We start from the raw sequence: 24,728 nt of genomic DNA on the forward strand, positions 1-24,728 counted from the left end.
CACGCCGGCCACGCCGTGCCGGCGGTGCCCGGCCGGGCGTGACCCGGGGCAGCGCCCGTCGCGGACGCACCTCGGCCGGGCGCCTGCCCACGGCGCGGACCGCGGCCGGGTCAGTACACGTCGCGGACGTAGCGCTTGTCGGCGGCCAGCTGCTTGAGGTACGCGGTCGCGGCCTCCGGGGCGAGCCGCCCGTGGTTGACCGCGATCTCGTGCAGCGCCCGGTCCACGTCCTTGGCCATCCGGCTGGCGTCGCCGCACACGTAGAGGTGTGCGCCGTCCTGCAGCCACGCCCACACCTGCGCGCCCTGCTCGCGCATCCGGTCCTGCACGTACACCTTGGTCCGCTGGTCCCGGGAGAAGGCCAGGTCCAGCCGGTTGAGCGTGCCGGCCGCGGAGAGCGCCGCCAACTCCTCGCGGTAGTAGAAGTCGGTGGCCCGGCGCTGCTCGCCGAAGAACAGCCAGTTCGCCCCGCTCGCCCCGGTGGCCTGCCGCTCCTGCAGGAAGCCGAGGAACGGCGCCACCCCGGTGCCCGGCCCCACCATGATCATCGGGGTGGCGGGGTCGGCCGGCGGGCGGAAGTGCGGGGTCTTCTGCACGAACAGCGGCACCTGAAGGTCCGGGCCGGCGTCGGCCAGGTGCGTGGAGCAGACGCCCCGGCGTGGCCGGCCGCGCAGGCTGTCGAAGCGGACCACCGACACGGTCAGGCTGACCCGGTCCGGATCGACCAGCGGCGTCGAGCTGATCGAGTAGAGCCGGGGCTGCAACCGCTTCAGCACCCCGGCCCACTCCTGCGCGGAGGCGCGTACGCCGTGCTCGGCGATCAGGTCGACGGCCTGCCGCCCCCAGGTCCACTTGGCCAGCTCGCCCTTGTTGTCCGGGCGCAACAGGGTCTTGAGCTGGCCGTCCCCGCCGCGCTCGGCGGCGAACCGGAGCAGGTCGGTGGTGATCTTCGTGATGTCCAGGTGCCGGGACAGCGCCTCGGCCAGCCCGATCATGCCGACCCGATCCAGCTCCACCGCGGTGTCCGGGGCGAGGCCGGTGACGCTCAGCCACTCCTCGACCAGCTCCGGGCTGTTGACCGGCCAGACGCCGAGCGCGTCCCCGGCCTGGTACTCCAGCCGGCCGCCGGTGTCGAAGGTGAACCGGCGCACCTCCTTGGCCGAGCCGGGCAGGCTGAGCAGGCGGTTGCCGACCAGGGTGGCGGTCATCGGGTCGGCCCGGGTGGGGGTCGGGACGGGTTTCGCGGTCAGCGCCGAGACCACCGCCTCCAGCCAGCGCGCGGCGGTGTCCTCGTAGTCCGGCTCGCAGTCGGCGCGCGGCGCGAGCCGGATCCCGCCCAGTTCGGCGAGGCGCTCGTCGAGGCGCCGGCCGTGTCCGCAGAAGTCGTCGTAGCGGGAATCGCCGAAGGCCAGCACCGCGAACCGCCGGCCGTCCAACCGGGGCGCGCCGTCGCCGGCCAGCGACTGCCAGAACGCGCTCCCGTTGTCGGGCGCGTCGCCGTCACCGAACGTGCTGGTCACGATCAGCAGGTCGGCGCCCGGGTCGAGCAGGTCCGCGGCGGCGCCGTCCATCGCGCGTACCGAGATCTGCCGCCCGGTGGCCGCCAGCCGCTCGCCGAGGCCGCGCGCGAACTCCTCGGCGGTGCCGGTCTGCGAGGCCCAGAGGATCTGCAGGGGCGGCCCCGACGCGGTGGCCTTCTCCAGCCCGGCGACCGGCTCCGGGCCGGTGGCGAAGATTCCAGCGAGCAGTCCGTTCACCCACATGGCGGTGTCCGGGTCGAACGGCGCGCCGGCCGGCAGGGTGGGTGCGCCCGTCCGGGCCGGGGGCAGCCCCGCCAGGAACCCGGCCAGGTAGCGCCGCTGCCCACCGGTCAGCGCGGGCGGTTGCGGGTCCAGGCCGAGCAACTGGTGGACGGTCCCGTCCGGGGACAGGGGCGGGGCGGGCGCCGGCGCGGCCACTCTGGACAGCGCCACCGCGCACACCTTCAGCTCCGGCTGGAAGCTGAGCGGGTCCACCGCGTCGCTGGTCACGGCGTTGACGCTGACGTACTCGCCGAAGAGGTCGTTCCAGTGGAACGGGGCGAAACACGCGCCCGGCCGCACCCGGTCGGTGAGCACCGCGGGCAGCACCGCCCGCCCGCGCCGCGACGCGATCTCCACCTGGTCGCCCCCGGCGATCCCGAGAGCGGCCGCGTCCGCCGGGTGGATCTCCACGAACGGGCCCGGGTCGAGCTTGTTGAGCTTGGCCACCTTGCCGGTCTTGGTCAGCGTGTGCCACTGGTGCTGCACCCGGCCGGTGTTCAGCACGTACGGGTAGTCGTCGTCGGGCAGCTCGGCGGGGTCCAGGTGCGGGCGGGGGTGGAAGACCGCCTTCCCGCTCGCGGTGGCGAACCGCAGGCCGCCGTCCGCGGTGCGGTAGCGGATCGGGTTGCGGTCCGGCCCGTCCGGCGCGGCGGGCCACTGCACCGGGCCGGCGGCCAGCCTCGGGTACGACACTCCGCGCAGGTCGTAGCCGGTCTGCGGGTTCGCGAACAGCTTGATCTCGTCGAGGATCTCGGCCGCGCTGGCGTACGAGAAGGCGTCCCCGTAGCCCATCGCGGCGGCGATCCGGGCGATCAGCAGCCAGTCCGGCAGCGCGTCGCCGGGCGCGTCCACCACCGGGTGCACCAGGGTCAGGTTCCGCTCCGAGTTGATCATGATGCCGTCGGTCTCCGACCACATGGCGGCCGGGAGCGCGATGTCGGCGTACGCGTTGGTCTCGGTCTCGGCGAACGCGTCCTGGGTGATCACCAGCTCGGCGGCCTCCAGGCCCGCGATCACCGTCTTCCGGTTGCCCACCGAGGCGACCGGGTTCGTGCAGACGATCCAGCACGCCTTGATCCGGCCCGCCGCCATCTGCTCGAACATCTCGACGGTGCCCTTGCCGACCTCGGCGCGCAGGGTGCCGCCGGGCAGATCCCAGATCCGCTCGGTGAACTCCCGGTCGGCCGGGACCAGCACCGAGCGCTGGCCGGGCAGTCCCGGGCCCATGTAGCCCATCTCCCGGCCGCCCATCGCGTTCGGCTGCCCGGTCAGCGAGAACGGGCCGCTCCCGGTACGGCAGATCGCGCCGGTCGCCAGATGCAGATTGCAGATCGCGTTGGTGTTCCAGGTGCCGTGGGTGCTCTGGTTCAGCCCCATCGTCCACAGGGTCACCCAGTTGTCCGCGCCGCTGATCCACTCCGCGGCGGTACGGATGTCCCCGGCCGCCAGCCCGGTCAGCTCGGCGACCCGCTCCGGCGGGTAGTCGGCGAGCAGCGGCGGCATCGACTCCCAGCCCTCGGTGTACGCCGCGATGAACCGCTCGTCCTTCTCCACCAGGTGCAGCAGCCCGTTGAGCAGCGCCAGGTCGGTGCCGGGACGGATCTGCAGGAACAGGTCGGCCTTCCCCGCGGTGGTGTTGCGCCGCGGGTCCACCACGATCAGCTTCGCGCCCGCCTTGACCCGCTCCATCATCCGCAGGAACAGGATCGGGTGGCAGTCGGCCATGTTCGCGCCGATCACCAGGAAGACGTCGGCGTGGTCCAGGTCGTCGTACGAGCCGGGCGGGCCGTCGGCGCCCAGCGACAGCTTGTAGCCGGTACCGGCGCTGGCCATGCACAGCCGCGAGTTCGACTCGATGTTGTTGGTGCCGATGTAGCCCTTGACCAGCTTGTTCGCCAGGTACTGGGCCTCCAGGGTGAGCTGGCCGGAAACGTACATGGCGAACGCGTCCGGCCCGTGCTCGTCGACGATCGCGCGCAGCCGGCGGGCGGTCTCCGCGATGGCCTCGTCCAGGTTCTGTTTCTGCGGCTCGGCGCCGCGCTCGGCGCGGATCATGGCGTGCGTCGACCGGCCACCGGCGCCCAGCAGGTCGGCACTGGTCGCGCCCTTGGTGCAGAGGCGGCCGCGGTTGGCCGGATGGTCGCGGTCACCGGTGGCCTTGAGCACCCGCCGGCGCCCGTCGGGCTCCCGGGCGACATCGAGCACCATGCCGCAGCCGACCCCGCAATAGCCGCATACGGTGCGCACCTGGGTGACATCGGCGGCCACAGGCAGATCCCTTCCGTCCGACGCGTCGTCCTCGATCGGTCACGCTAAGAAGCCGCCATTACCGCGCTGTCACCCGCACATGCTTCGAGAGTTACCCGATCCTCACGGCGCCCGCCCGCCGCTTGTGAGCCGGGCCGTGGCCGCCGGCGGGTCGGCGCGGCGCAGCGCCAGGCCGGCCAGGGCGCAGCAGGCGGTCAGCCAGGTGGCCGGCAGCAGCAGGTACACCGTGTCGCTGACGGCGACGGGGAGCAGACCACTCAGGACCAGCAGGGCGGCGCCGATGAAGACGAACGCGGCGACCGCGGCCGTACGGCGGAGGATGCGGGCGGGCATGACGCCTCCTGGGCTCGACGACAGCACCAGCCGGAAGCCTTCCGTGGCCGGCGGATCGGGGCAACAGCCGTCCGGGCCGAGTGACCGGCCGATCCGCTGTGCTGTGCATCACATTCAGCGCGGTCAACGGATCGCGGCGGCCGGGACCGCACCGGTACGTACCCAGCAATCCGGCCGCGGAGCGGAAGGGAAATGCGGCCCGGCCCGTAACCGGGTTTCCGGCGCGGCGCGGTGATCTCCGGCAACGACTTCGGCGGCGAGCAGCCGGTGATCACCCGGACCGGCACCTGCACCAGGGCGCCCCACGCGGTCACCTGGGCCGGCCTCCGCGGTCTCCGCGCTGGTCACAGCCGGCGCCGGCGCCGGCCGGATCTGATCACGCCGCGTCCCGGGGGCGCCCGGAACGCGCCCGCGACCCGTCCGGCGGTACAGCTAGCCCTACCCGAATCGGGCAGCTGTCCGGATGGGATCGCCGCCGCGCATCGCGAAGGCTCAGGGGGTCAGTTCCGTTGAAAGGAGCCCTCGATGCTGAAGTTCGTCGCGGCCGCCCTCGCCGCCACCGTCCTCGCCGCTCAGCCCGCCGCCGCGGCATCCGCCCCGGACCCGGTCCGGCGGGATCTGGCGCGGCTGGTCGCCGACGGGTTCCCCGGCGCGCTGGCCGTGGTGCGCGACGAGCGGGGTCATGTCCGCAAGCCGACCGCCGGCGTCGCGAGGATCGGCACCGGACGGCCGGTGCCCGCCGACGGCCAGGTCCGGATCGGCAGCAACACCAAGACCTTCGTCGCGGTGGTCGTCCTGCAGCTCGTCGCGGAGCACCGGGTGCGGCTGGACGACCCGGTGGAGAGGTACCTGCCGGGCCTGCTGCACGGCCGGAAGGTCACCGTGCGGCAGATTCTGCAGCACACCAGCGGGCTGGCCAACTACACCGAGCACATGCCGCTGAACGACCTCGCCATCCGCTACCGGCACTTCCAGCCACGGGAGCTGCTGGAGATCGGGCTGGCCCAGCCCGACACCTTCGCGCCCGGCACGTCGTGGGCGTACAGCAACACCAACTACATCGTCGCCGGGCTGCTGGTCGAGAAGGTCACCGGCCGGCCGCTGGCCGGGGAGATCACCCGACGGGTGATCCGGAAGGCCGGGTTGCGGCACACGTACTTCCCGGCCGACGGGGAGACCTGGATCCGTGGCCGGCACCCGCAGGGCTATCTGCGGCAGGAGGACGGTGAGCTGGTGGACATCACCGATCTCGACCCGTCCTGGGGCTGGGCGGCCGGTCAGATGATCGGCACCCCGTCCGACCTGAACGCCTTCTTCAGCGCGCTGCTCGACGGGAAGCTGCTGCCGGCGGCGCAGCTCGCCGAGATGCGGCGGACCGTCGCCACCGACATGTGGCCGGGCGCGCGGTACGGCCTCGGCCTGATCAGCTCCCCGCTCAGCTGCGGTGGCGTGGCGTGGGGGCACGGCGGGGACATCCCCGGCTACGAGACCCGCACCGGAGTGACCGGCGACGGCCGGGCGGCGACCGTCGCGGTGACCATGATGCCGGAGACCGAGCAGGCGGCGGACGCCGTGCTGGACACGGTCGACGACGCGCTCTGCTCCTGACCGATGGGTGGGCCGTCCCCGGGCGGGGCGGCCCACCCGCGGGTCACGAGTAGGCCTGCCGGATCTCGCACTCGACCAGGGTGTCGCCCTGGGTGTAGAGGCAGGAGTCGCCCGCCGTGCCGTGCACGCCGCCGTCGATCCGGTCGGCGGCGATCGGGCCGGACAACTCGTAGCCGATCAGGAGGTCGTCGCCGGCGTCGCCGTGGAGCGAGTCACGGCCGTCCGAGCCGTCGATCTCGTCGTTGCCGGCGCCGCCGCGGATGATGTCGTCGCCCGCCATGCCGTTCAGGAAGTTGTGCACGCCGCTGCCGGTGAGCCGGTCACCGGCGACCCCGCCGTAGACGCCCTCGACGTCGGCGCCGACCGTGTCCCGCTCGCCGGCCTGACCGTCGTCACCGGTGGCGCCGTCCAGGTCGACGGTGACCGGCTTGCGGTAGGTGTCGTAGGCGACCTTGTCGAAACCCGCGCCGCCGAGCAGCACGTCGGCCGCGACCGCGCCCAGCCGGGCGTCGTCGCCGCTGAGGTCGTCGTTGCCGGCGCCGCCGGAGAGCCGGTCGGCGCCCTGCTGCCCGTCGAGCCAGTCGTTGCCGGCGTCGCCGGACAGCACGTCGTTGCCGGTCCCGCCCAGCACGCCGTCGTCGCCGTTGCCACCGGAGTAGACGTCGTTGCCGGACGCGCCGTCGGCCCAGTCGGCCCCGTCCTCGCCGGAGATCCGGTCGTTGCCCCGGTCGGCGTGGAACCGGTCGTTGCCCGCGCCGCCGTAGAGGGTGTCGTCGCCCCAGTCACCGAAGATCGTGTCGTGGCCGACGCCGCCGTGGATCAGGTCGTTCTCGAACGAGCCGTCGATCCGGTCGTTGCCGGCGCGGCCGTACAACCTGTCCGCGCCGTGGCCGCCGTCGATCGAGTCACCGCGGGAGCCGCCGTAGATCCGGTCGTTGCCGTCCTCGCCGTAGGCGGTCATCGGCACGTCGGTGCGGTTGTCCAGCACGTCGTTGCCGTCGTACAGGGTGACGGTCACCCGGGTCGGGGTCTTCGCGGTCGTACACCGGACCTTGGTCTTGTCGCCCTTGACCGCCTTGCAACCCTTGCCGGTCTTGATCACCTTCTTGTCGTCGATCGTCAGCGTGCGGCCGCTGCGGGTGATCACCACCCGGTTCGCGCCCGTGTAGGCGGCCTTGTACCGCACCTTGGTGCCGCTGACCGTGGCGACCCCGACGGTCCCCTCGGCGGCTCGCGCCGGTGCGCCGAAGGCCACGGTGGACGCGGCGATGCTCAGTACGGTTCCCAGAACCCATGGGAGACGTCCCACGTATCCCTCCCCAGTCGATCTCAAGATCGTAAATGGCCGGACCGGCGACGGTCATCGCCGGGCGAGATTCCGGGGGCGCGGCGCCCATCGGCGGCACCGGGCAGCCGCCACCCGCGCGTATCGGACATCAGGCCGTAATCCCGCCCAACGCGCCGGCCGGAACGGCAGTGGCACGCTCTGCGGTATGGACCTGACCGTGATCCTCGGCCCGATGAAGGGCGGCAAGTCGCTAGAGATGATCAGCCTGCTGTCGCCCCTGCAGCACACCGGCATCCCGCACCGCATCTACCAGTCCGCCCGGCACGGCCGGGACACCGCGGTGATGTCACGGTCCGGCGGCAGCCTGGAGACGGTCAAGGTGCACTCGCTGGCCGGCGCCGCGGACGGCGACGTCGAGGTGATCGGGGTGGACGAGATCCACATGTTCACCGTGGACGACATCGCCGAGCTCGGGATCGCGGTCCGGCGCGGGATCAAGGTGGTCGTCGCCGGGATCGACCTGGACCACCGGGGGCAGCTGTTCGCCCCGGTACGGGCGCTGTTCGAGCTCGCGCCGGAGAAGGTGATCTACCGGCGGGCGGTGTGCGACGTCTGCCGCTCGCTGGACGCCACACACACCCAGGTCCTGGAGCACGGCAAGCCGTTCATCCGGGAGCTCGCGCCGTCGACCGCGCTGCCGGACGACGGCACCTACACCTACGAGGCCCGCTGCCGCCGCTGCGTCGTGCTGCCCTGACCCCGGCGGGCGGCCGCCCGTAACGGTTCGGGCGGGGCGGCCGCCGCGGCCGGGGCGCCGCCGCGCTCAGTTCAGGGCGTTGAGGAACGGCTCGTGGCTGTTGCGGAACTCCCAGCCGTAGAACCGGTCCCAGTTGATCGACCAGGTCATCAGGCCGCGGAAGTCCGGGTTGGCCCCGCTGCGCGGGGTGTAGCCGCCGCAGCCGGTGCCCTTCACCAGGCAGGTGACCGCCTGCTGCACCCCGGTGGGCGCGACGTACCCGTTGCCCGCGCTGACCGAGCTCGGGGCGCCGAACGCCACCTGGTCCTCGCGCAGCGCCGGGAACACGTTCGCGGTGTTGCCGGCCACCGGGAAACCGGCCAGCAGCATGTCGGTCATCGCGACGTGGAAGTCGGCGCCGCCCATCGAGTGGTACTGGTTGTCCAGGCCCATGATCGAGCCGGAGTTGTAGTCCTGGACGTGCAGCACGGTCAGGTCGTTGCGCAGCGCGTGGATCACCGGCAGGTACGCCCCGGCACGCGGGTCCTGGCCACCCCACGGGCCGGAGCCGTAGTACTGGTAGCCGAGCTGGACGAAGAACGTCTCCGGGGCCATGGTCAGCACGAAACCGGCGCCGTAGCGGGCCTTGAGCGACCGGATCGCGCTGATCAGGTTGACGATCACCGGCGTGGTCGGGTTCTTGAAGTCGGTGTCCCCGGTGTTCAGCGACAGCGAGTGACCCTCGAAGTCGATGTCGACGCCGTCCAGGCCGTACCGGTCGATGATCGCGCTGACCGAGCTGACGAACCGGTCCCGCGCCGCGGTGGTGGTCAGCTGCACCTGGCCGTTGGCGCCGCCGATGGAGAGCAGCACCTTCCTGCCGGCCGCCCGCTTGGCCCGGATGGCCGCGATGAACTCGGCCTCGGTCTCCACCCCGGGGCACTCGGTGGCCGGGCAGAGGGTGAACCGGATGTCACCGGAGGTGGCGCTGGTCGGCTCGCCGAAGGCCAGGTTGATGATGTCCCACTCGGCGGGCACGTCGGCCATCCGCAGGTAGCCGGAGCCGTTGGCGAAGCTGGCGTGCAGGTAGCCGATGAGCGCGTGCCGGGGCAGGCCGCCGACCGGGAGCGGGGTGGTCGGCCCGGTGCTCGGGGTGGTCGGCCCGGTGCTCGGGGTGGTCGGCCCGGTGCTCGGGGTGGTCGGCCCGGTGCTCGGGGTGGTCGGCCCGGTGCTCGGGGTGGTCGGGCTCTGGCTCTGGGTCGTGGTCGGCGACGGGGTGCCGGCGCCGCCACAGGCCCCGTTGTTGATCCAGACGTCCCACTGCCCGCTCTTGGCGACCGGGTCCTCGCCCTGGGTCCACCACTTCGCGGTGTAGTTGTTGCCGCCCCTGGAGACGACGTTGTCCTTGACGTAGGCGACGGAGGCGCTCCAGGCGGGAGCGCAGGCCACGGCCGCGCTCGCGGTGGAGGCCACATAGACGCTGGAGCATGCGGCGGCCAGGGCGGCCGCCACGGCGAGGGTGACGGATCGACGCATGGACAATTATTAGGACTGTTAACTGAAGATGTAAAGACGCCCCGACCGGCGTACGTCGCGTGCGGCCCGGCCCACGGCCGCAAGCCCGCACCCACGATGCGGGCTTCCGGCCTTTTCCGGTGTGCGTGAGCGTCGGGGCCGCGTCGTGACGGTTCGGCTCGCGCATCTCCCGGTGTCGTGTCATGCGTCGATGGACGTTCCGGCCGTCGGCCCCGGCCACACGGCCGCCTTATCCGGCAAAAGCGGCACGGGCCAGCGGCTAGACTTCCTCGACCCACCCGGTACCGCAACCAATCGGAATGGCTCGGCATGTCCCTCTACAGCACCCGGCGCCTGCACGCGCTCCGCATGATCGTCACCGGCGGCGGCACGGGTGGGCACACCTATCCGGCACTGACCACGGTCAACGCCCTGCAGGCCCGCCTCGCCGAAACCGGCACCGCCCCCGAGCTGCTCTGGGTCGGCGTCGCCAACGGCCTGGAAGCCACGATCGCCGCCCGCAACGACATCCCGTTCCGGGCGGTCACCACGGGCAAGCTGCGCCGCTCGCTCAGCCCCCGGGACGTGGCCCGCAACCTCGCCGACGCCTTCCGCATCCCGCTGGGCATCGTGCAGGCCGCTCTCACCGTGGCCCGGGTCCGGCCGGCGGTGGTGCTCAGCACGGGCGGATTCGTCTCCGTTCCGATCGGCCTCGCCGCGGCCCTGTTCCGCGTGCCGTACCTGATGCACGAGCAGACACTGAGCCTCGGCCTGGCCAACCGCATCCTCGCCCGGGTCGCCACCCGTGTCCTGCTCAGCCACGAGGCATCCCTCGAACACCTGCCGCCCCGGGCGCGCAGCCGCGCGGTCGTCACCGGCAACCCGGTCCGGCCGGCCATCCTGCAGGGCAACCCGGAGCGGGGTCTGGCCGCGTACGGCCTCGACCCCGCCGTCCCGCTCGTGCTCGTCACCGGCGGCGCCCTGGGGGCCCAGCAGATCAACCGGATGCTCGCCGAAGCCCTGCCCGCGCTGCTGCCGTACTGCCAGATCGTCCACCAGTGCGGGAAGCTCGGTCACGACGAGATGCGCGAGGTCGCCGGACGGCTGCCCGCGCATCTCGCGCACCGCTACCGGGTGGCCGACTTCATCCACGACGAACTGCCCGACCTGCTCGCCGCGGCCGCCATCGTCGTGGCCCGCAGCGGCGCCGGGACGGTCGCCGAGCTGACCGCCCTCGGCAAGGCCTGCGTCCTGATCCCCTATCCGCACGCCGCCGCCGACGAGCAGCGCGTCACCGCCCGGCACCTCGCCCAGCGCGGCGCGGCCATCACGCTCGACGGGCCCGAGGCCACCCCGGAGCACCTGCGCGACACCATCACCGGCCTGCTCGCCGACCCGGCACGCCGCGCCGAGCTGGGCCGGTCCGCCGCCACGCACGGCCGGCCCGCCGCCGCCGACCATGTCGTTACGGAGATTCTGACGGCCGCGGCGGGCGGCGCGGGGTAGCGCTCAGGAGCCCAGGGTCTTCCGGAGCTTGCGCACGGCCGCCGCCGTGATCGTCTCCACCTCGTGCTGGCCCGCCCGCATCGGACCCCAGAACTCCATCCTGAGAGCCACGTCGCCGACCGCGACCACGACGGTCGCGCCGCGGGCGAACATCCCGGTGCTGCCGTAGTTGATGACCGTCCGGTAACCGCCCGCGGCCCCGGCGAACGCGGGCACCCGCATCGGTTGCACCAGCATCTCGTACGTGTCGTCCGCCCGGTCCGTCTGATAGGAGTGGGCCGGGCAGCGCCCCGGCGCCTGAACGGCGTCGACGACGACGGCGGCGGCCGCGTCGGCGCCGATGTCCAGAAGCTCCTCGGAGACGTCCAGATCGTCGAGCACCTTGCTGAACGTCACCGACCCGGCCTTCACCGCGACCGCCTCGCCCTTCGGCTCGGTGCCGAACTCGCACACCCCCATCTCGGCGCGGAACTGCTGGTCCATGACGTCCGGGCCGTACTTGAGCTCGTACCCCTCGGGCATGTCCGCCTGCGCCAGCAGCGCGGCCTTCAGCAGTTTCGGGTCGGTGTGCCGCTCGGCGCCGGCCGGCGCCGTGGTGGCCGGCGCCGGCGCGGCCACCGCGGCGGGCGGGGACAGCGCCGGACCGGTCGCGGTGACCGACAACGCCATCACGGCGCCGGCGATCACCGACGGGATCCCTGTCGTGGACTTGTTCCTCATCGCCCCACCGTAAGGATCCCGGGGGGATGAACCACGCAGATCGCTATAAGTCCGACTTAGCCGGTGACAAGTCGGTTCGGCCGCCGGTCAGCCGCCCGCGGCCCGGTACGCCTTGCCGGCCTCGGTCGGCGTGGTGGCGTCGCGGTACAGGCCGTAGTCCACCGAGTCACCGACCGCCGGCAGCGAGAACCAGGCGTAGCGCTCGACATACGAGGCGCTCTCCAGCTGCGCGGTGGCGTTGCGGATGAACGCGGTGATCTGCGCGGTGCTCGGGTACTTCGGGGCGCCGGAGAAGTTCATCAGGCCGAACTCGGTGATCCAGATCGGCAGCCGGTAGCGGTCGTGCACCGCCTTGACGTAGCCCATGAACTGGCTGACCGCGGCGTCGCTGAAGTCCGAGCCGTACCAGTGCAGGGTGATGAAGTCGACCCGCAGATTGCGCTGCCGGGCCCCGGTCATGAACCGGTCCAGCCACCCGCCCGCGGTGTTCCCGCCGAACGCCACCGCCGGGCTGCCCAGCCGCATCCCGGTGGCCTGCAACTGCGGCCACAGGTCGAGCGCCTGCTCGACGGTCATCTCCGCCTGGCCGGCCAGGTCCGGCTCGTTGAAGCCGAGCAGCGTGCTGCCCTCGGTCCTGACCTTGGCGAGGTTCGCGGCGGTGACGACGTTCTCGTCCCAGATCATCGGGACGAACTCCGCGTTCGCCGGCATGCTGTCGTTGTTGGTGCCCCAGTTGTAGTACCACTTGGCGCCGACGTCCTGGACCGCGCCGGCCAGGCCGGTGAACTGCCAGGTGCTGACGCCCTTCTTGGCGCCGGCCGGCGGTCTGGCGGTGGGCGCCGTGGTGGTGGGCGCCGTGGTGGTGGGCGCCGTCGTGGCGCCGGGCAGCTGCCACGCCTGGTTGGCGGCGCCGGTGCACGTCCAGATCTGCAACCGGGCGCCGTTCGCCGGACTCTGCCCGGTCGCGTCGAGGCACTTGCCGGAACCGGTGTTCACCAGCCGGCCGCCCTGCGCGGACCACTTCTGCGCGCCGGTGCCGTTGCAGTCGTACAGCTGGACCTTCGCACCGTCGGTGGTGGACGCCGCCGTGACGTCGAGGCACTTGCCGAGCGCCTGGATCCGGTCGCCGTCCACGGTCCAGCGCTGCGCCCCCGTGCCGTTGCAGTCGTAGAGCTGCACGGCCGTGCCGTTGGCCGGGTTGGCGCCGGCCACGTCGACGCACTTGCCGCCGATGCCTGTGATCGGGCCGGCGTCCGCGGCCATCGCGGTGGTGACGCCGAGGACGCCGAGACCGGCGACCACGGTGCAGGAGAGGGTGACGGCCAGGATTCGCCGCCGGGAACGAGCTGCTGACATGGGCCGAAACTAATCGGACGCGCGGCCGGCCGGCGGGCCGCCACAGCGGACTTAATCGGCTGCTAAGGACATCCGGCCGAACGGCCGGTTCTCGCTTCCGGTACCGGAAAACGGTTATCGCCGGCAGCGCCCCGGCACGTGAATTGATGCCGCTGTCCGGCAGCGCCCGGGCCGGGCCGGGCGCGGGTAAACTCCGCAGGTCGCGGCGACCGGTGCCGGCGGAGGGGGAACGGGTCGACATGAGCATGCCGCTACGCCCGGGCGACCGGACCCGGCTCGGCCGGTATCAGCTGACCGGGCGGCTCGGTGAGGGTGGCATGGGCACCGTCTTCCAGGGTCGTGACCCGGACGGGCGGCTCGTCGCGATCAAGATGGTCCGGCCCGAGTTCGCGCACGAGAGCGAGTTCCGGGCACGCTTCCGCAGCGAGGTGAACCGGGCCAAGCAGGTGCCGCCGTTCTCCACCGCGGAGGTGCTCGACGCCGACCCGGACCACGAGCCGCCCTACCTGGTGGTCGAGTACGTCGACGGCCCCAGCCTGGCCACCGAGATCCGGGACCGGGGCCCGCTGCCGGAGACCGCGCTGCACGGCGTCGCGGTCGGCATGGCCACCGCGCTGACCGCGATCCACGGCGCCGGGGTGATCCACCGCGACCTCAAACCGAGCAACGTGCTGTTCGCCCGGGGCGGCATCAAGGTCATCGACTTCGGCATCGCCCGCGCGTTCGAGGCGACCAGCCAGCACACGCGCACCGACCAGCTGGTCGGCACGGTGGCCTACATGGCGCCGGAACGCTTCGATCCGGCCGGCGGACGGCCGGTCACCTCGGCCGCGGACATCTTCGCCTGGGGCGCGGTCGTCGCGTACGCCGCGACCGGGCGCACGCCGTTCGCGGCCGAGTCGACGGCCGCCACCGCGATGCGCATCCTCACCCAGCCGCCGGAGCTGTCCGGGCTGCCGGAGTCGCTGCGCCGGCCGGTCGAGCGGGCGCTGGCCAAGGACCCCGCGGCCCGCCCGACCGCGCGTGAGCTGCTGGACCTGCTGCTGGCCGGCGACGCCCGGCCGCCCGAGCCGGTGGCGGCGGACCCGGCGCCACAGCGGGCCGCGCGCCGGCGCCCCGGGCTGCTCGCGCTCACCACGGCCGGGGTCGTGCTGCTGACCGCCGCCGGGGTCGCCGTGGCCCGCTACCTGCCGCGGGGCACCGATGCCGGGGCCGATCCGGGCGCCGCCGCGAGTTCCGACACCAGCCCGGGCGCGACGCCCGGCTCACCCGCGCAAGCGACGGCATCCCTGAGCGCCGCCGAACGGTTCGCGTCCATCATGCGGGGCACCCGCCGTACCCTCATCCACATCGCCGAAGCGGACCGGGACCTCGCCCTGGACTCGGACTACACCGAGGTCACCGCGGGCAACGGCACCGGCGCCAAGTCCGAGTTCGCCCTCGTCCCGGTGGGTGTCGACTTCCTGATCCGGTCGCTGCACGACCCGGCCGCCGAGCGGGAGACCTGCCTCGGCGTGAAGATCATTCCGGACGAGTCGGCGCGGCTGGTCGCGGCCGAGTGCGCCACCACCAAGGCCACGGTCTTCTCGCTGCTGCGCGCCCCGGAGACCGACGACAAGAAGCGGCCGACCTACTGGATCTACAACGAGGCGTACGGATACGTGCAGTGGAGCCCGGCCGACCGGGTCCTGTTCGTGGAGGAGGTCGGTGACGCCCCGCCGCTGTCCACCTTCAGCTTCGTCGACCGCGGCCCGCTGCCGTCCCCGTCACCCGGTCGCTGACCGCGCCCGGCCACCGCAGCGGCGCGCCGGCGGCGCGCGGACCACCCAGGAGGCCGCGGACGACCTGTCCCGCCTGGCCGGAGAACTCACCGCCCTGGTCAACGGATTCCGCCACTGACCCGGTCGTGGCCCGCGGCGCCGGCCCGGGCACCGCGAGGTCACGACGATGCGCGGGCGGCTCGTCCTTTCGCATGATCCATTCCCGGCGTTTCGGCAGGTACCGTCGCGCACGGATCTCGACGCGTGCACGCGTCTCGCCCACGGGGGAAACCATGCGAAACAGAAGGATCGGTGCGGCGACCGTCGCCGTGCTGACCGGCACCGCCGCGCTGGCGGTCGGCGCCGCCGCGCCGGCGCTGGCCGACTCCGGCGAAGTCGTCTCCATCACATCGGTCGGCGACGTGCTCATCGACGGCGCGCACCAGCGCGTCTTCGTCAGCGACCCGGCCGGTGGCAAGGTCGTCGTCACCGATTACCGCGGCGCCCAGATCGGCAGCGCGCCGGTGAACGACGCCACCAACCTGGAACTCTCCGCCGACTCGTCCCAGCTCTACGTGACCTCGCCGAACGGCCTGGCGATCTTCGCGCTGGACACCACCACGCTGGCCCCGACCGCGAAGTACGCCACCGGCGGCTTCCCGCCGAAGGACGTCGCCGTGGCCGGGGGCCGGCTCTGGTTCTCCTACGCCGACGGCTCCAGCGGCAACCTCGGCACGATCGACCCGGCCGCCGAGACCCCGGTGCCCCGGCTGAACCGGCTCGTCACCGGCTGGACCGGCGTCGCCGAACTCGCCGCCGCCTCCGGCGCCCCGAACCGGCTGGGCGTGGCCAGCCACGGGCTGAGCGCGATCCTCGACGTGTCCGGCGACTCGATCACGACGGTGGGGTCGGTCACGACCAACCAGGAGGTCACCGACCTGGCGATCGCCCCGGACGGCACCCGGATCGCCACGGTCTTCCCGGGCGACTACGTGGTCACCCTGCGCGACGCCGACGATCTGGCCGCCGCACGGCGGCTGCCGGTCGAGCCGTACCCGACCGCCGTGGACATCGCGACCGACGGCACCGTCGTCAGCGGCAGCTCCTCCACGTACGGCGATCCGAACGTGCACGTCTTCACGCCGGCCGGCGACCTGATCAAGCAGTTCACGCTCCCCGACCTCGGCGACATGCAGCGGCACGCGGTGGCCTGGGAGCCGAACGGCGACCGCCTGTTCACCGTCTCGAAGAGCGGCGTGGACACGTTCACGCTGCGCACCCACACGGACCCGAAGCACGCGCCGTCGCGCCTGAGCCTGTCCGGCCCCGGATCGGCGCCGGTGCCGGGCGCGGCGATCACGATCCGCGGCACGCTGACCTCGTCGGTGCCGCTGCCCGCCGGCACCTCGGTCACCGTCTCGCGGGCCGGCACCGCCCTGGGCGCCAGCCCGGTCGGACCGGACGGCGCGTTCACCTTCACCGACACCCCACCGGCCGCCGACACGGTGACCTACCAGGTGTCGTACGCCGGGGACGGCAACCACTCCCCGGTCACCGAGACCATCCTGGTGGGGATCGCCCGCGCCGCGTCGGCGCTGACCGTCTCCGGCCCGTCGGCGACGGTCCCGGGCGCGGCGATCACCCTCACCGGCACCCTCACGTCGCCGGAGCCGCTGCCCGCCGGCACCTCGGTCACCCTCTCCCGGGCCGGCACCGCCCTGGGCACCGGCCCGGTCGGACCGGACGGCGCGTTCACCTTCACCGACACCCCACCGGTGACCGGCACGGTGACCTACCAGGTGTCGTACCCCGGGGACGACACCCACCTGCCGGCCAGCACGACCGTGTCGGTCCAGGTCTCCCGGACCGCCTCCACCCTGACGCTGACCGGGCCGTCCGCGGCGACCCGGGCCAAGCCGCTCACCCTCACCGGCAAGCTGTCCTCGCAGCAGCCGCTGGCCGCCGGCACGACCGTCTCGGTCAGCCGGACCGATCTCGATCACCCCGCCGGGACGTCGCTGGGCACCAGGACGGTCGGCGCCGACGGCTCGTTCACGGTCACCGACACCCCGGCGGCCGGCGGCACGGTGACCTACCGGGTGTCCTACGCCGGCGACACCACGCACACCCCGGCGACGGCGACCAGGGCGGTCGCGGTCTCCCGGAGCACGCCGGCCCTGACGCTCACCAACCACGGCAAGGTCTACGCCTACGGCCAGACGGTCTCCTTCACCGCGCACCTGGGCTCCACCTACCGGAACCGGACCGTGGAGATCTGGGCCGACCCGAGCGGCGGCGACCAGGCCCGGCGGCTGCTCAAGCGCGGCGTCGTGAACAGCGCCGGCAACCTCACGGCAAGCCTCAAGCTGACCCGCGACACCACCCTGAGCGCGGTGTTCACCGGCGACTCGCGGACCGCGCCGCGGACCGTGACCGCGACGGTCGGCGCGAAGGTCAGCCTCTCGCTGAAGCTGTCGAGGTACTACAAGACCGCGAAGATCAGCGGTACGACCTACCGCTACTACCACGCCAAGACGGACGCGCGTTTCAGCACGTCGATGACCGCCGGCGCCACGCGCAAGGTGTACATCACGCTCCAGCGCTACTCCGGCGGCAAGTGGCGGGACCTGGACAACGGCTACTTCGAGGCCACCGACCAGCTCCTGCTGAGCAGCTCCGGCCTGACCGGGGTCAAGCTGCGCGTCCGCACCGCGTACGTCAAGGGCGGCTCCGGCGACAGCCTGAACTCCACCACCTGGACGCCGTACCAGTACCTCTACTTCACCAAGTAGCACCCGGGCGCCACGCGGCCGGGCCTGCCACCGCGGGCCCGGCCGCGCGCCGTTGAACGGGGCCGCCCTGCCGCGCGCCGTTGAACGGGGCCGCCCTGCCGCGCGCCGTTGAACGGGGTCGCCCGGACCGGCGCGGCCCCGGTTGCCGGTCACGGGCGGATCAGCACCTTCAGCACCTGGCGCCGGTCCATCGCCCGGTACGCCTCCGGCGTCTCGTCGAGGCCGACGGTGCGGTCGAAGACCCGGCCGGGTTCGAGCGTGCCGTCGAGGATGTCGGGCATCAGCTCCTCGATGTAGTTGCGCACCGGCGCCGGCCCGCCGGTGAGGGTGAGGTTGCGGCCGAACATGGTCCAGCCGATCGGCGCGTCGTCGTACTGCGGGACCCCGACCCGGCTGATCACCCCGCCGGCCCGGACCGCGCCGAGGGCCTGTTCCCAGGCGGGCAGGTGCCCGACGCACTCCAGCACGGCGTGCGTGCCGTCGCCGCCGGTGAGCTCACGCACCTTCGCGATGCCCTCGGCCCCGCGTTCGGCCACGACGGCGGTGGCGCCGAACTCGCGGCCCAGGTCGGTGCGGTCCCGGTGCCGCCCCATCAGGATGATCTGCTCGGCGCCGAGCCGCTTGGCGGCCATCACGGCGAGCAGGCCGACCGCGCCGTCGCCGATCACCGTGACCGTGGTGCGCGCGTCGACGGCGGCCCGGACCGCGGCGTGGTGGCCGGTGGCGAACACGTCGGAGAGGGTGAGCAGCGAGGGCAGCAGGGCGGAGTCCCGCGGGACCGGCAGCTTCACCAGGGTGCCGTCGGCGAGCGGCACCCGTACGGCCTCGGCCTGGCCGCCGCCGACCCCGGGGGCGTTCCAGAAGCCGCCGTTGCGGCAGGAGGTCTGCACGCCTTCGCGGCAGAAGTCGCAGGTGTTGTCCTGCCAGGCGAACGGGGCGACGACCAGGTCACCCGGCCGGACCGTGGACACGTCCGCGCCGACCTGGTCGACCACGCCGAGGAACTCGTGGCCCATCGACGAGCCGTTCTCGGAGGCCGGCATGTTGTGGTACGGGTGCAGGTCGCTGCCGCAGACACAGGCCTGCACGACCCGCACCAGGGCGTCGCCGGATTCGTGCAGGACCGGATCCGGCACGTCGATCACGCGTACGTCGCCGGCGCCGAACATGTAGGTGGCACGCATCGCCGAGTTCCGCTTTCCTGCTCGCCGGACGGGTCCCGGGCGCTCGCCGTGCCGGCGAGCCGAGCCCTCCTACCAGCTAACCCTGTGCTGAACGGGAAGGGGCGGGACTGGCGGAATCGGCGGCAGCGTCCGCGCAGCCGGGCGTACGCCCAGGAATACGCGGGCGTACGCCGGGTATCCGGCCGGGGTCTCGTCGACGAGAACGTGGAGGTTCGCCATGACGACGACACAGCAGGACCAGGACGTGATCGACCTGCTCCTCACCCAGCACCGCCAGATCAGGGACCTGTTCGCCGAGGTGCGCAACGCCACCGGCGAACCCCGCCAGCGGGCCTTCCACCGGCTGGTACGCCTGCTCGCCGTGCACGAGAGCGCGGAGGAGCTGGTCGTGCACCCGGCGTCCCGGCACGACGCCACCAACACCGTGGTCGACGCGTGCCTGCGCGAGGAGAACGACGCGAAGCGGGAGTTGACCAACCTGTACGCGCTGGGCACCGACGCGCCCGGCTTCGACGAGAGGTTCGCCCGGTTCGAGCGGGCCGTGCTCGCCCACGCCGCGCACGAGGAGCAGCAGGAGTTCCCGATGCTGCGGCGCCGGACGGACCCGGCGAAGCTGCGCCGCATGGCGGGCGCCGTACGCGCCGCCGAGGCGGTCTCGCCCACCCGCCCGCACGCCGGAGTCGGCGAGAGCGCGACGACGATGATGCTGGCCGGGCCGCCGATGGCGCTCTTCGACCGGATGCGCGACGCCATCCGGGACTGGCACCGGACGGACAACGACTGAGCGCATCGCCCGCGCCGCCGGTCGCCGGCCCGGCGGGCAGCACCTGCCGCGCGAGCCCGCGCCGCCGATCGCCGGCCCGGCGGGCAGCACCTGCGCGCGAGCCCGCGCCGCCGTCGACCGCACGGCGGCGCCGGTCGCGCCCATCGGCCGCTATGTTGTCTGCCGTCCGATAGTGGCCGGCCCGGGAGGGGCACCCGTACCTGCCGATCGATCCGGCCCGGGCCCGTGCGTACCCGGACGCGCGATCAGGGCATCCGGAAGAACAGCATCGGATCGTCGCGCCCGTCGTGGACCGGCTCCAGCAGGCCCAGGTGCCGCTTGAGCTCCCTGAGCTCCCGGTTGACCGGCGCGGCGGCGAGCCGGGACGGGGTGAAGTGCCCGGCGCCGTGGTCGGCCAGCCAGGACAGCACCACCCGGCCCTCGCTGACCGGCCAGGGCCGCCGCCCGTGGAAGACGTCGTGCACGCTGACCGTGGCCCCGGCCGGGACCGTCGGGAAGAGGTCGCCGACGAACCAGCGGGCGAAGGACGCGGTGTGCGCGGCGTCGATGAAGAGGTGGTCGATGCCGTGCCGGTGGCCGCGCAGCGTCTCCCGGGCGTCACCCGGCACGAACGTCCAGCGCCCTTCGGCGAGCTCGGCGGGCACGTTGCGCCGGGCGTTGTCGATCAGGTCGTGGGTGATCAGCGCGCCGGCCCGGTTGTCGCGCAGCGCCCGCAGGATCCACGTGGTGGACCAGCCGTGCAGCGACCCGATCTCCACCACGGTCGCGGGCCGTTCCTGACGGATCAGCAGGTAGGTGATCTCCGCCTCCAGGTCGTCGAGCTGGGTGCGCATCCCCGGACACGTGGCCCGCAACTCGCGCTGTTCCGTTCTGACCGCATCCAGATCGTCGCGGTATCTGCGGTACAGATCAGAGACGTACCGCAGGGTTATCTCCGTACGTGACGATCGCTCGGCCGCCGATGAATGGGTCAACGTTTCCTCCGTGGCAAGAATGGCTCGGATGCCGAATCTAGGCAGCGCCCGATCCACTGTCGTCACCCCTCGGTACGATCCCCGTCCTGTTCCATATGCGCTGTTCAGAGCACGTTGGAGCGATTAGGCGAGCAATCCCGTAGCTCTGCGGTACTACGGGCCTCCCCCCTCTGTGGAGGGACGACGCCGGGCCATTCCCGCACCTACCTTCGCCCCCATGTGGAAAGAGGGCGGAGGAATTGATCCGATGACTGTGAAGCGGTTCATCACCGCACTGCTCGCCGTGGTTCTGGCAGTGCCCGCCGGGTATGTTTTCGGCCCCGCCCTGCCGAGTCCGGCGCCGGCGCCCGCGGGCTGGGCCGCGTGGCTGGCCGACCCGGCGCACCTGCCGGATCCGGGCGCCGCGCCGGTGGCGACGGTGTCCGCGTTCTTCGCCGGCCTGCCGCACCGGCGGGCCGCGGAGCTGGCGCGCGCCTACCCGGACGTCGTCGGCAACCTCGACGGCGCGCCGATCGAGCTGCGCTACGCGGCGAACCGGCGGCAGAGCCCGCGGTGGGCCGGCCGGCAGATCCTGGCGCTGGACATGCGCGGCGACGGCCGGATCGCCGAGGTGCTCGGTGACCTGCGCGGCGCCACCCGGGTCACCGTCCTCGTCCCGGGCGTCGACGACACCCTGGGCAACTTCGACACCGGCCACGGCGGCGTGCTCCGGCGCTCACCGGCCTGGCAGGCCCGCCGGCTCTACGAGCGGATGCGCGCCGATCAGCCGGACGCGCACGTCGCGGTCGTCGCCTGGCTGGGCTACGACCCGCCCGAGGGGGTACGCCGGGAGGCGTTGCGCGAGGAGCGCGCCACGGCCGGCGCGCGAGCACTGGACCGGTTCGTCGACGGGCTCGTCACCGGCCGTCCCGGACTCGCGGTCACGGTGGTCGGCCACAGCTACGGCTCGACGGTGGCCGGGATCGCCGCCCCCGGCCTGACCGGCCAGGTCACCGACATCGTGGCGATCGGCAGCCCGGGCATGGGCGCCGACCGTGCCGCGGATCTGAACACGTCGGCCCGGGTCTGGGCGGGCACCGCGCCCGGCGACTGGACCCGGCGGCTGCCGGGCCTGCGCGTCCTCGGCGTCGGGCACGGGCGGCTGCCGATCGATCCGGCGTTCGGCGCGCTGCCGCTGCCGTGCGGGAACGTCGACGGTCACGACGGCTACTTCGAGCCCGGCTCGGTGGCCTTGCGGGCGATGGCGTCGATCGGTGCCGGCCCGGCGGGTGATCCGCGGTGACCGCGGCAGCGTGGGCCGGCCGGATCGCCACCGCCACACCGCCGGACCGGGAGCGGGCGGTCGACGGGCTCCGCACGATCGCCATGCTGGGGGTGGTGGCCGGGCACTGGCTCGTCACCGGCCTGACCATCGGCTCCGGCGGGGATCTGCATCAGGCCAGCCCGCTCACCGGCCGGCCCGGTCTCACCCCGCTGACCTGGGCCCTGCAGACGCTCGGGCTGTTCTTCTTCGTGTCCGGCTACGCCGCGGCCCGGGGCCTGGGCCGGGCCCGCCGGCGCGGCGTAGGGGCCGGGTCCTGGCTGGCCGGCCGGGCGCGCCGGCTGCTGACGCCGGTCGCCGTGTTCCTGGGCATGTGGCTGCTGGTCCTCACCGCGTTGCGGCACGCCGGCGCGGGCCGGTGGACGCTGCACACGGCCGGCACGATCGCGCTCAGCCCGCTGTGGTTCGTTCTGGTGCTCGCCCTGCTGCTGGCCCTCACCGCGCCGGTGCTCAGCGCGGTCGGCCGCTTCGGCGCCGCGGCGGCCCTGCTCCCGCTCGGCGCGCTGGCCGCGATGGACACGCTGCGCTACCTGCTGTGGCCCGGGATGCCCGGCTGGCCCGCCTACCTCAACTGCGTGACCGCCTGGCTGGTGCCGTACACGCTGGGGGTGGCCGCCGCGCGGGGCCGCCTCGCCGGACCCCGCTCCGGCCGGGGCCTGTTGCTGGCCGGCGTGACCGGCGGCGCGCTGCTGATCCTGGCCGGCTACCCGGCGAGTCTGGTCGGTGTGCCGGGCCACGGCCGCTCGAACCTCGACCCGCCGTCGCTGCTGACCGCAGCGCTGTCGGCGGCACAGATCGGCCTGGCCCTGCTCCTGTGGGCACGTCTGGACCGGCGGCTGCGCCGCCCCGGCTGGTGGGCGGTCGTCGCCGGGCTCAACCTGACAGCGATGACGATCTTCCTGTGGCACCAGAGCGCCCTGCTCGGCGTCGCGGTGTTCGGCCGCACGCTGGCCGGCGCTCCCACCGGCCTGATCGGGCCGCCCGATCAGGCCGGCTGGATCGCGCACCGGCTGCTCTGGCTGCCCGCGGTCGCCGCCGCCCTGGCCGCCCTGTGCCTGCTGTTCCGGCGAGCCGAGTGGCGTGGCCGGTAGCCGCCGTTGCGCGGATGCTCCGGCGCCGGCCGCAGGCCCGTCCACGACGGTGCCCGCCCGCTGGACTCCCGTCGGGCACGCGGGCACGAACGCGCCGTGATCACCCTGCGTAGTCTCGCCGCGGTCGCGTTCTTCATCGCGCCACCCCGAGGATCCGACGTAGATCAGACGTAGATCGGGCGTAGATCCGACGTAGATCGGGCGTAGATCGCAGCGCCGGAAGATCGGGGGCGGAAGCAGTCAGGACAGTCGGACCTGCCGATGGCGGATGGATGTCCGAGTGGCCGGGCGGGAATGCGAAGGAGGCTCCAGGATGCTCTCGCCAGAGAAGAATCGGATGCTGACCCAGGTGGGCGCCGGTACCCCGATGGGCGAACTGCTGCGCAGGTACTGGCACCCGATCGCACCGGCCATGGAACTCCGCGAGCGGCGGGTCAAGCCGATCAGGCTGTTGGGCGAGGACCTGGTCCTGTTCCGCAAGCCGAGCGGCGGGCACGGGCTGCTCTCCCGGCACTGTCCGCACCGGCTGACCGATCTCAGCCTGGGCTGGGTGGACGGCGACCTGATGCGGTGTGCCTACCACGGGTGGGGGTTCGACTCCGACGGGCGGTGCGTGGAGCAGCCGTTCGAGGAGGCCGGGCCGGCCGGCGGGTTCCACGACAAGGCCGGGGTGAAGTCCTACCCCACCGCGACCCTGGCCGGGCTGGTGTGGGCGTACCTGGGCCCGGGGCCCGCCCCGCTGCTGCCCGACTTCGAGACGTTCAGCTGGGAGCACGGCTTCGTCGAGCTGATCCTCACCGAGCTGCCGTGCAACTGGTTCCAGTGCCACGAGAACGGCATGGACCCGGTCCACTTCGAGTGGCTGCACTCAAACGGCAACGCGGTGCGGCTCAACCCCGAGGCGCCGCTCTACGCGCCCCGGCACACGGAGATCGACTTCTTGGAGTTCGAGCACGGCTTCGTCAACGGCCGCGAGGTCGAGACCGAGAACGCGCCGGAGGGGCCCTTCGCCCGGTCCAGCAGCACGGCCGAGGGCGGCATCCTCTGCCTGTGGCCGTACACCCTCGCCTCGGGCAACACGGTCGAGTTCCGGGTGCCGGTGGACGACCACCGGACCCTCAACATCACGTGGCAGTACTCGGTGCTCCCCGACGACGTCCGGACCGGCGTGCCGGAGTCGGAGGAGGTGCCGTACTGGTACGGCCCGCTCACCGAGCCCGGGAGCGACCGAATCATCACCTCGCACACCGGCAACCAGGACTTCGCGGTCTGGATCGGCCAGGGCACGGTCACCGACCGGAGCGCCGAGCGGCTGGGGCGCAGCGACAAGGGCATCACCCTGCTGCGGCGCCGCTACCTGGAGGCGATCGAGCAGGTCGCCAGGGGCGAGGACCCGCCGGGCACGGTGCGTGACCCCGCCGCGAACGTGCGGATCCCGCTCCCGCTCCCCCGGAAGTTCATCTACACCGAGGGCGTGCCCCGCGTGGTGTTCGAGGAGAAGCTCGCCGCCCGGAAGAAGAGCGGGCTGTACGGCATCGGTGGCTTCCTGGCGGTCCAGGCCGGACGGCCGGATCACATCCAGACGATGTACGAGAAGGCCGCCGGCATCACGGACGGGTCGGCTCTCGGCTCCGGCGGGGCCGGGTAGCCGGCGCGCCGGCGCGGCCGGCGGGTCCTGGCCGTTGAGGAT

The 24,728-nt window shown here is 73.0% G+C and carries 17 protein-coding genes; 9 read left to right on the plus strand and 8 right to left on the minus strand.

What is annotated here, in order from left to right; all coding sequences use genetic code 11:
* Positions 1–110: 110 nt before the first annotated feature.
* Both ACTEI_RS35680 and ACTEI_RS35685 read right to left on the minus strand, forming a co-directional pair.
* Positions 111–4,070 carry a bifunctional nitrate reductase/sulfite reductase flavoprotein subunit alpha gene (locus tag ACTEI_RS35680; RefSeq protein WP_122981664.1) on the minus strand — a complete coding sequence of 1,320 codons (3,960 nt, stop codon included), beginning with the start codon at positions 4,068–4,070 and terminating at the stop codon, positions 111–113.
* Between the two features lie 102 nt (positions 4,071–4,172).
* Positions 4,173–4,403 (minus strand): hypothetical protein, encoded by a 231-nt coding sequence (locus ACTEI_RS35685; RefSeq protein WP_122981665.1) that lies wholly within the window; start codon positions 4,401–4,403, stop codon positions 4,173–4,175.
* 525 nt (positions 4,404–4,928) lie between these two features.
* Between ACTEI_RS35685 and ACTEI_RS35690 the strand changes: the two genes are divergently transcribed.
* A complete protein-coding gene (locus ACTEI_RS35690; RefSeq protein WP_122981666.1) occupies positions 4,929–6,011 on the plus strand; it encodes a serine hydrolase domain-containing protein in 1,083 nt (360 codons plus the stop codon).
* Between the two features lie 43 nt (positions 6,012–6,054).
* Here ACTEI_RS35690 and ACTEI_RS35695 read toward each other — a convergent pair whose 3' ends face one another.
* Positions 6,055–7,320: a calcium-binding protein gene (locus ACTEI_RS35695; RefSeq protein WP_145830773.1), complete on the minus strand. Its 1,266-nt coding sequence runs from the start codon at positions 7,318–7,320 to the stop codon at positions 6,055–6,057.
* A 184-nt stretch (positions 7,321–7,504) separates the two neighbouring features.
* Here ACTEI_RS35695 and ACTEI_RS35700 point away from each other — a divergent pair, with 184 nt between their 5' ends.
* Positions 7,505–8,056: a thymidine kinase gene (locus ACTEI_RS35700; RefSeq protein WP_122981668.1), complete on the plus strand. Its 552-nt coding sequence runs from the start codon at positions 7,505–7,507 to the stop codon at positions 8,054–8,056.
* Between the two features lie 66 nt (positions 8,057–8,122).
* Here the strand turns inward: ACTEI_RS35700 and ACTEI_RS35705 are convergent, their stop codons facing one another.
* Entirely contained in the window at positions 8,123–9,571 is a 1,449-nt protein-coding gene (locus ACTEI_RS35705) for a glycosyl hydrolase family 18 protein (protein ID WP_122981669.1), read from the minus strand.
* A gap of 309 nt (positions 9,572–9,880) precedes the next feature.
* On the opposite strand from ACTEI_RS35705, the gene ACTEI_RS35710 reads away from it, so the two are divergent.
* The gene (locus tag ACTEI_RS35710; RefSeq protein ID WP_122981670.1) at positions 9,881–11,056 is read left to right on the plus strand and encodes a UDP-N-acetylglucosamine--N-acetylmuramyl-(pentapeptide) pyrophosphoryl-undecaprenol N-acetylglucosamine transferase; all 1,176 of its coding nucleotides are present in this window, start codon (positions 9,881–9,883) and stop codon (positions 11,054–11,056) included.
* A 3-nt stretch (positions 11,057–11,059) separates the two neighbouring features.
* On the opposite strand, the gene ACTEI_RS35715 is transcribed toward ACTEI_RS35710, so the two are convergent.
* Together ACTEI_RS35715 and ACTEI_RS35720 are read right to left on the minus strand one after the other, a co-directional pair.
* Positions 11,060–11,776, minus strand: a complete 717-nt coding sequence (locus tag ACTEI_RS35715; RefSeq protein ID WP_145830774.1) for a hypothetical protein — start codon at positions 11,774–11,776, stop codon at positions 11,060–11,062.
* 87 nt (positions 11,777–11,863) lie between these two features.
* Complete coding sequence (locus ACTEI_RS35720; protein WP_122981672.1) at positions 11,864–13,132, minus strand: glycoside hydrolase family protein; 1,269 nt, start codon at positions 13,130–13,132, stop codon at positions 11,864–11,866.
* A 239-nt stretch (positions 13,133–13,371) separates the two neighbouring features.
* Between ACTEI_RS35720 and ACTEI_RS35725 the strand changes: the two genes are divergently transcribed.
* Entirely contained in the window at positions 13,372–14,913 is a 1,542-nt protein-coding gene (locus tag ACTEI_RS35725; protein ID WP_122981673.1) for a serine/threonine-protein kinase, read from the plus strand.
* A 272-nt stretch (positions 14,914–15,185) separates the two neighbouring features.
* On the plus strand, positions 15,186–17,684 hold the full coding sequence (locus tag ACTEI_RS35730; RefSeq protein ID WP_145830776.1) for an Ig-like domain-containing protein: 2,499 nt from the start codon (positions 15,186–15,188) through the stop codon (positions 17,682–17,684).
* A gap of 149 nt (positions 17,685–17,833) precedes the next feature.
* Here the strand turns inward: ACTEI_RS35730 and ACTEI_RS35735 are convergent, their stop codons facing one another.
* Positions 17,834–18,868, minus strand: coding sequence for a zinc-binding dehydrogenase (locus tag ACTEI_RS35735; RefSeq protein ID WP_122981675.1), 1,035 nt, complete (start codon positions 18,866–18,868; stop codon positions 17,834–17,836).
* A gap of 217 nt (positions 18,869–19,085) precedes the next feature.
* On the opposite strand from ACTEI_RS35735, the gene ACTEI_RS35740 reads away from it, so the two are divergent.
* Entirely contained in the window at positions 19,086–19,652 is a 567-nt protein-coding gene (locus tag ACTEI_RS35740) for a hemerythrin domain-containing protein (RefSeq protein WP_122981676.1), read from the plus strand.
* 245 nt (positions 19,653–19,897) lie between these two features.
* Here ACTEI_RS35740 and ACTEI_RS35745 read toward each other — a convergent pair whose 3' ends face one another.
* On the minus strand, positions 19,898–20,485 hold the full coding sequence (locus tag ACTEI_RS35745) for a class I SAM-dependent methyltransferase (RefSeq protein ID WP_244940659.1): 588 nt from the start codon (positions 20,483–20,485) through the stop codon (positions 19,898–19,900).
* Positions 20,486–20,873: 388 nt separating this feature from the next.
* Between ACTEI_RS35745 and ACTEI_RS35750 the strand changes: the two genes are divergently transcribed.
* The 3 genes from ACTEI_RS35750 to ACTEI_RS35760 all read left to right on the plus strand — a co-directional run bounded on the left by ACTEI_RS35750 (position 20,874) and on the right by ACTEI_RS35760 (position 24,686).
* Positions 20,874–21,908, plus strand: a complete 1,035-nt coding sequence (locus ACTEI_RS35750) for an alpha/beta hydrolase (protein WP_122981678.1) — start codon at positions 20,874–20,876, stop codon at positions 21,906–21,908.
* Positions 21,905–23,038, plus strand: coding sequence for an acyltransferase family protein (locus ACTEI_RS35755; protein ID WP_122981679.1), 1,134 nt, complete (start codon positions 21,905–21,907; stop codon positions 23,036–23,038). The genes ACTEI_RS35750 and ACTEI_RS35755 overlap by 4 nt, the downstream gene beginning before the upstream one ends.
* 313 nt (positions 23,039–23,351) lie before the next feature.
* Positions 23,352–24,686 (plus strand): Rieske 2Fe-2S domain-containing protein, encoded by a 1,335-nt coding sequence (locus tag ACTEI_RS35760; RefSeq protein WP_164466245.1) that lies wholly within the window; start codon positions 23,352–23,354, stop codon positions 24,684–24,686.
* Positions 24,687–24,728 lie beyond the last annotated feature (42 nt).

Source organism: Actinoplanes teichomyceticus ATCC 31121 (genome assembly GCF_003711105.1).
GTDB lineage: Bacteria > Actinomycetota > Actinomycetes > Mycobacteriales > Micromonosporaceae > Actinoplanes > Actinoplanes teichomyceticus.

What these genes read in the sequence shown, in the direction of transcription:
- ACTEI_RS35715 (WP_145830774.1), bottom strand. Translation starts at nt 11,776, where the DNA reads ATGAGGAACAAGTCCACGACAGGGATCCCGTCGGTGATCGCCGGCGCC.
- ACTEI_RS35700 (WP_122981668.1), top strand. Translation starts at nt 7,505, where the DNA reads ATGGACCTGACCGTGATCCTCGGCCCGATGAAGGGCGGCAAGTCGCTA.
- ACTEI_RS35730 (WP_145830776.1), top strand. Translation starts at nt 15,186, where the DNA reads ATGCGAAACAGAAGGATCGGTGCGGCGACCGTCGCCGTGCTGACCGGC.
- ACTEI_RS35750 (WP_122981678.1), top strand. Translation starts at nt 20,874, where the DNA reads ATGACTGTGAAGCGGTTCATCACCGCACTGCTCGCCGTGGTTCTGGCA.
- ACTEI_RS35735 (WP_122981675.1), bottom strand. Translation starts at nt 18,868, where the DNA reads ATGCGTGCCACCTACATGTTCGGCGCCGGCGACGTACGCGTGATCGAC.
- ACTEI_RS35745 (WP_244940659.1), bottom strand. Translation starts at nt 20,485, where the DNA reads ATGCGCACCCAGCTCGACGACCTGGAGGCGGAGATCACCTACCTGCTG.
- ACTEI_RS35760 (WP_164466245.1), top strand. Translation starts at nt 23,352, where the DNA reads ATGCTCTCGCCAGAGAAGAATCGGATGCTGACCCAGGTGGGCGCCGGT.
- ACTEI_RS35720 (WP_122981672.1), bottom strand. Translation starts at nt 13,132, where the DNA reads ATGTCAGCAGCTCGTTCCCGGCGGCGAATCCTGGCCGTCACCCTCTCC.
- ACTEI_RS35710 (WP_122981670.1), top strand. Translation starts at nt 9,881, where the DNA reads ATGTCCCTCTACAGCACCCGGCGCCTGCACGCGCTCCGCATGATCGTC.
- ACTEI_RS35725 (WP_122981673.1), top strand. Translation starts at nt 13,372, where the DNA reads ATGAGCATGCCGCTACGCCCGGGCGACCGGACCCGGCTCGGCCGGTAT.
- ACTEI_RS35685 (WP_122981665.1), bottom strand. Translation starts at nt 4,403, where the DNA reads ATGCCCGCCCGCATCCTCCGCCGTACGGCCGCGGTCGCCGCGTTCGTC.
- ACTEI_RS35740 (WP_122981676.1), top strand. Translation starts at nt 19,086, where the DNA reads ATGACGACGACACAGCAGGACCAGGACGTGATCGACCTGCTCCTCACC.
- ACTEI_RS35690 (WP_122981666.1), top strand. Translation starts at nt 4,929, where the DNA reads ATGCTGAAGTTCGTCGCGGCCGCCCTCGCCGCCACCGTCCTCGCCGCT.
- ACTEI_RS35705 (WP_122981669.1), bottom strand. Translation starts at nt 9,571, where the DNA reads ATGCGTCGATCCGTCACCCTCGCCGTGGCGGCCGCCCTGGCCGCCGCA.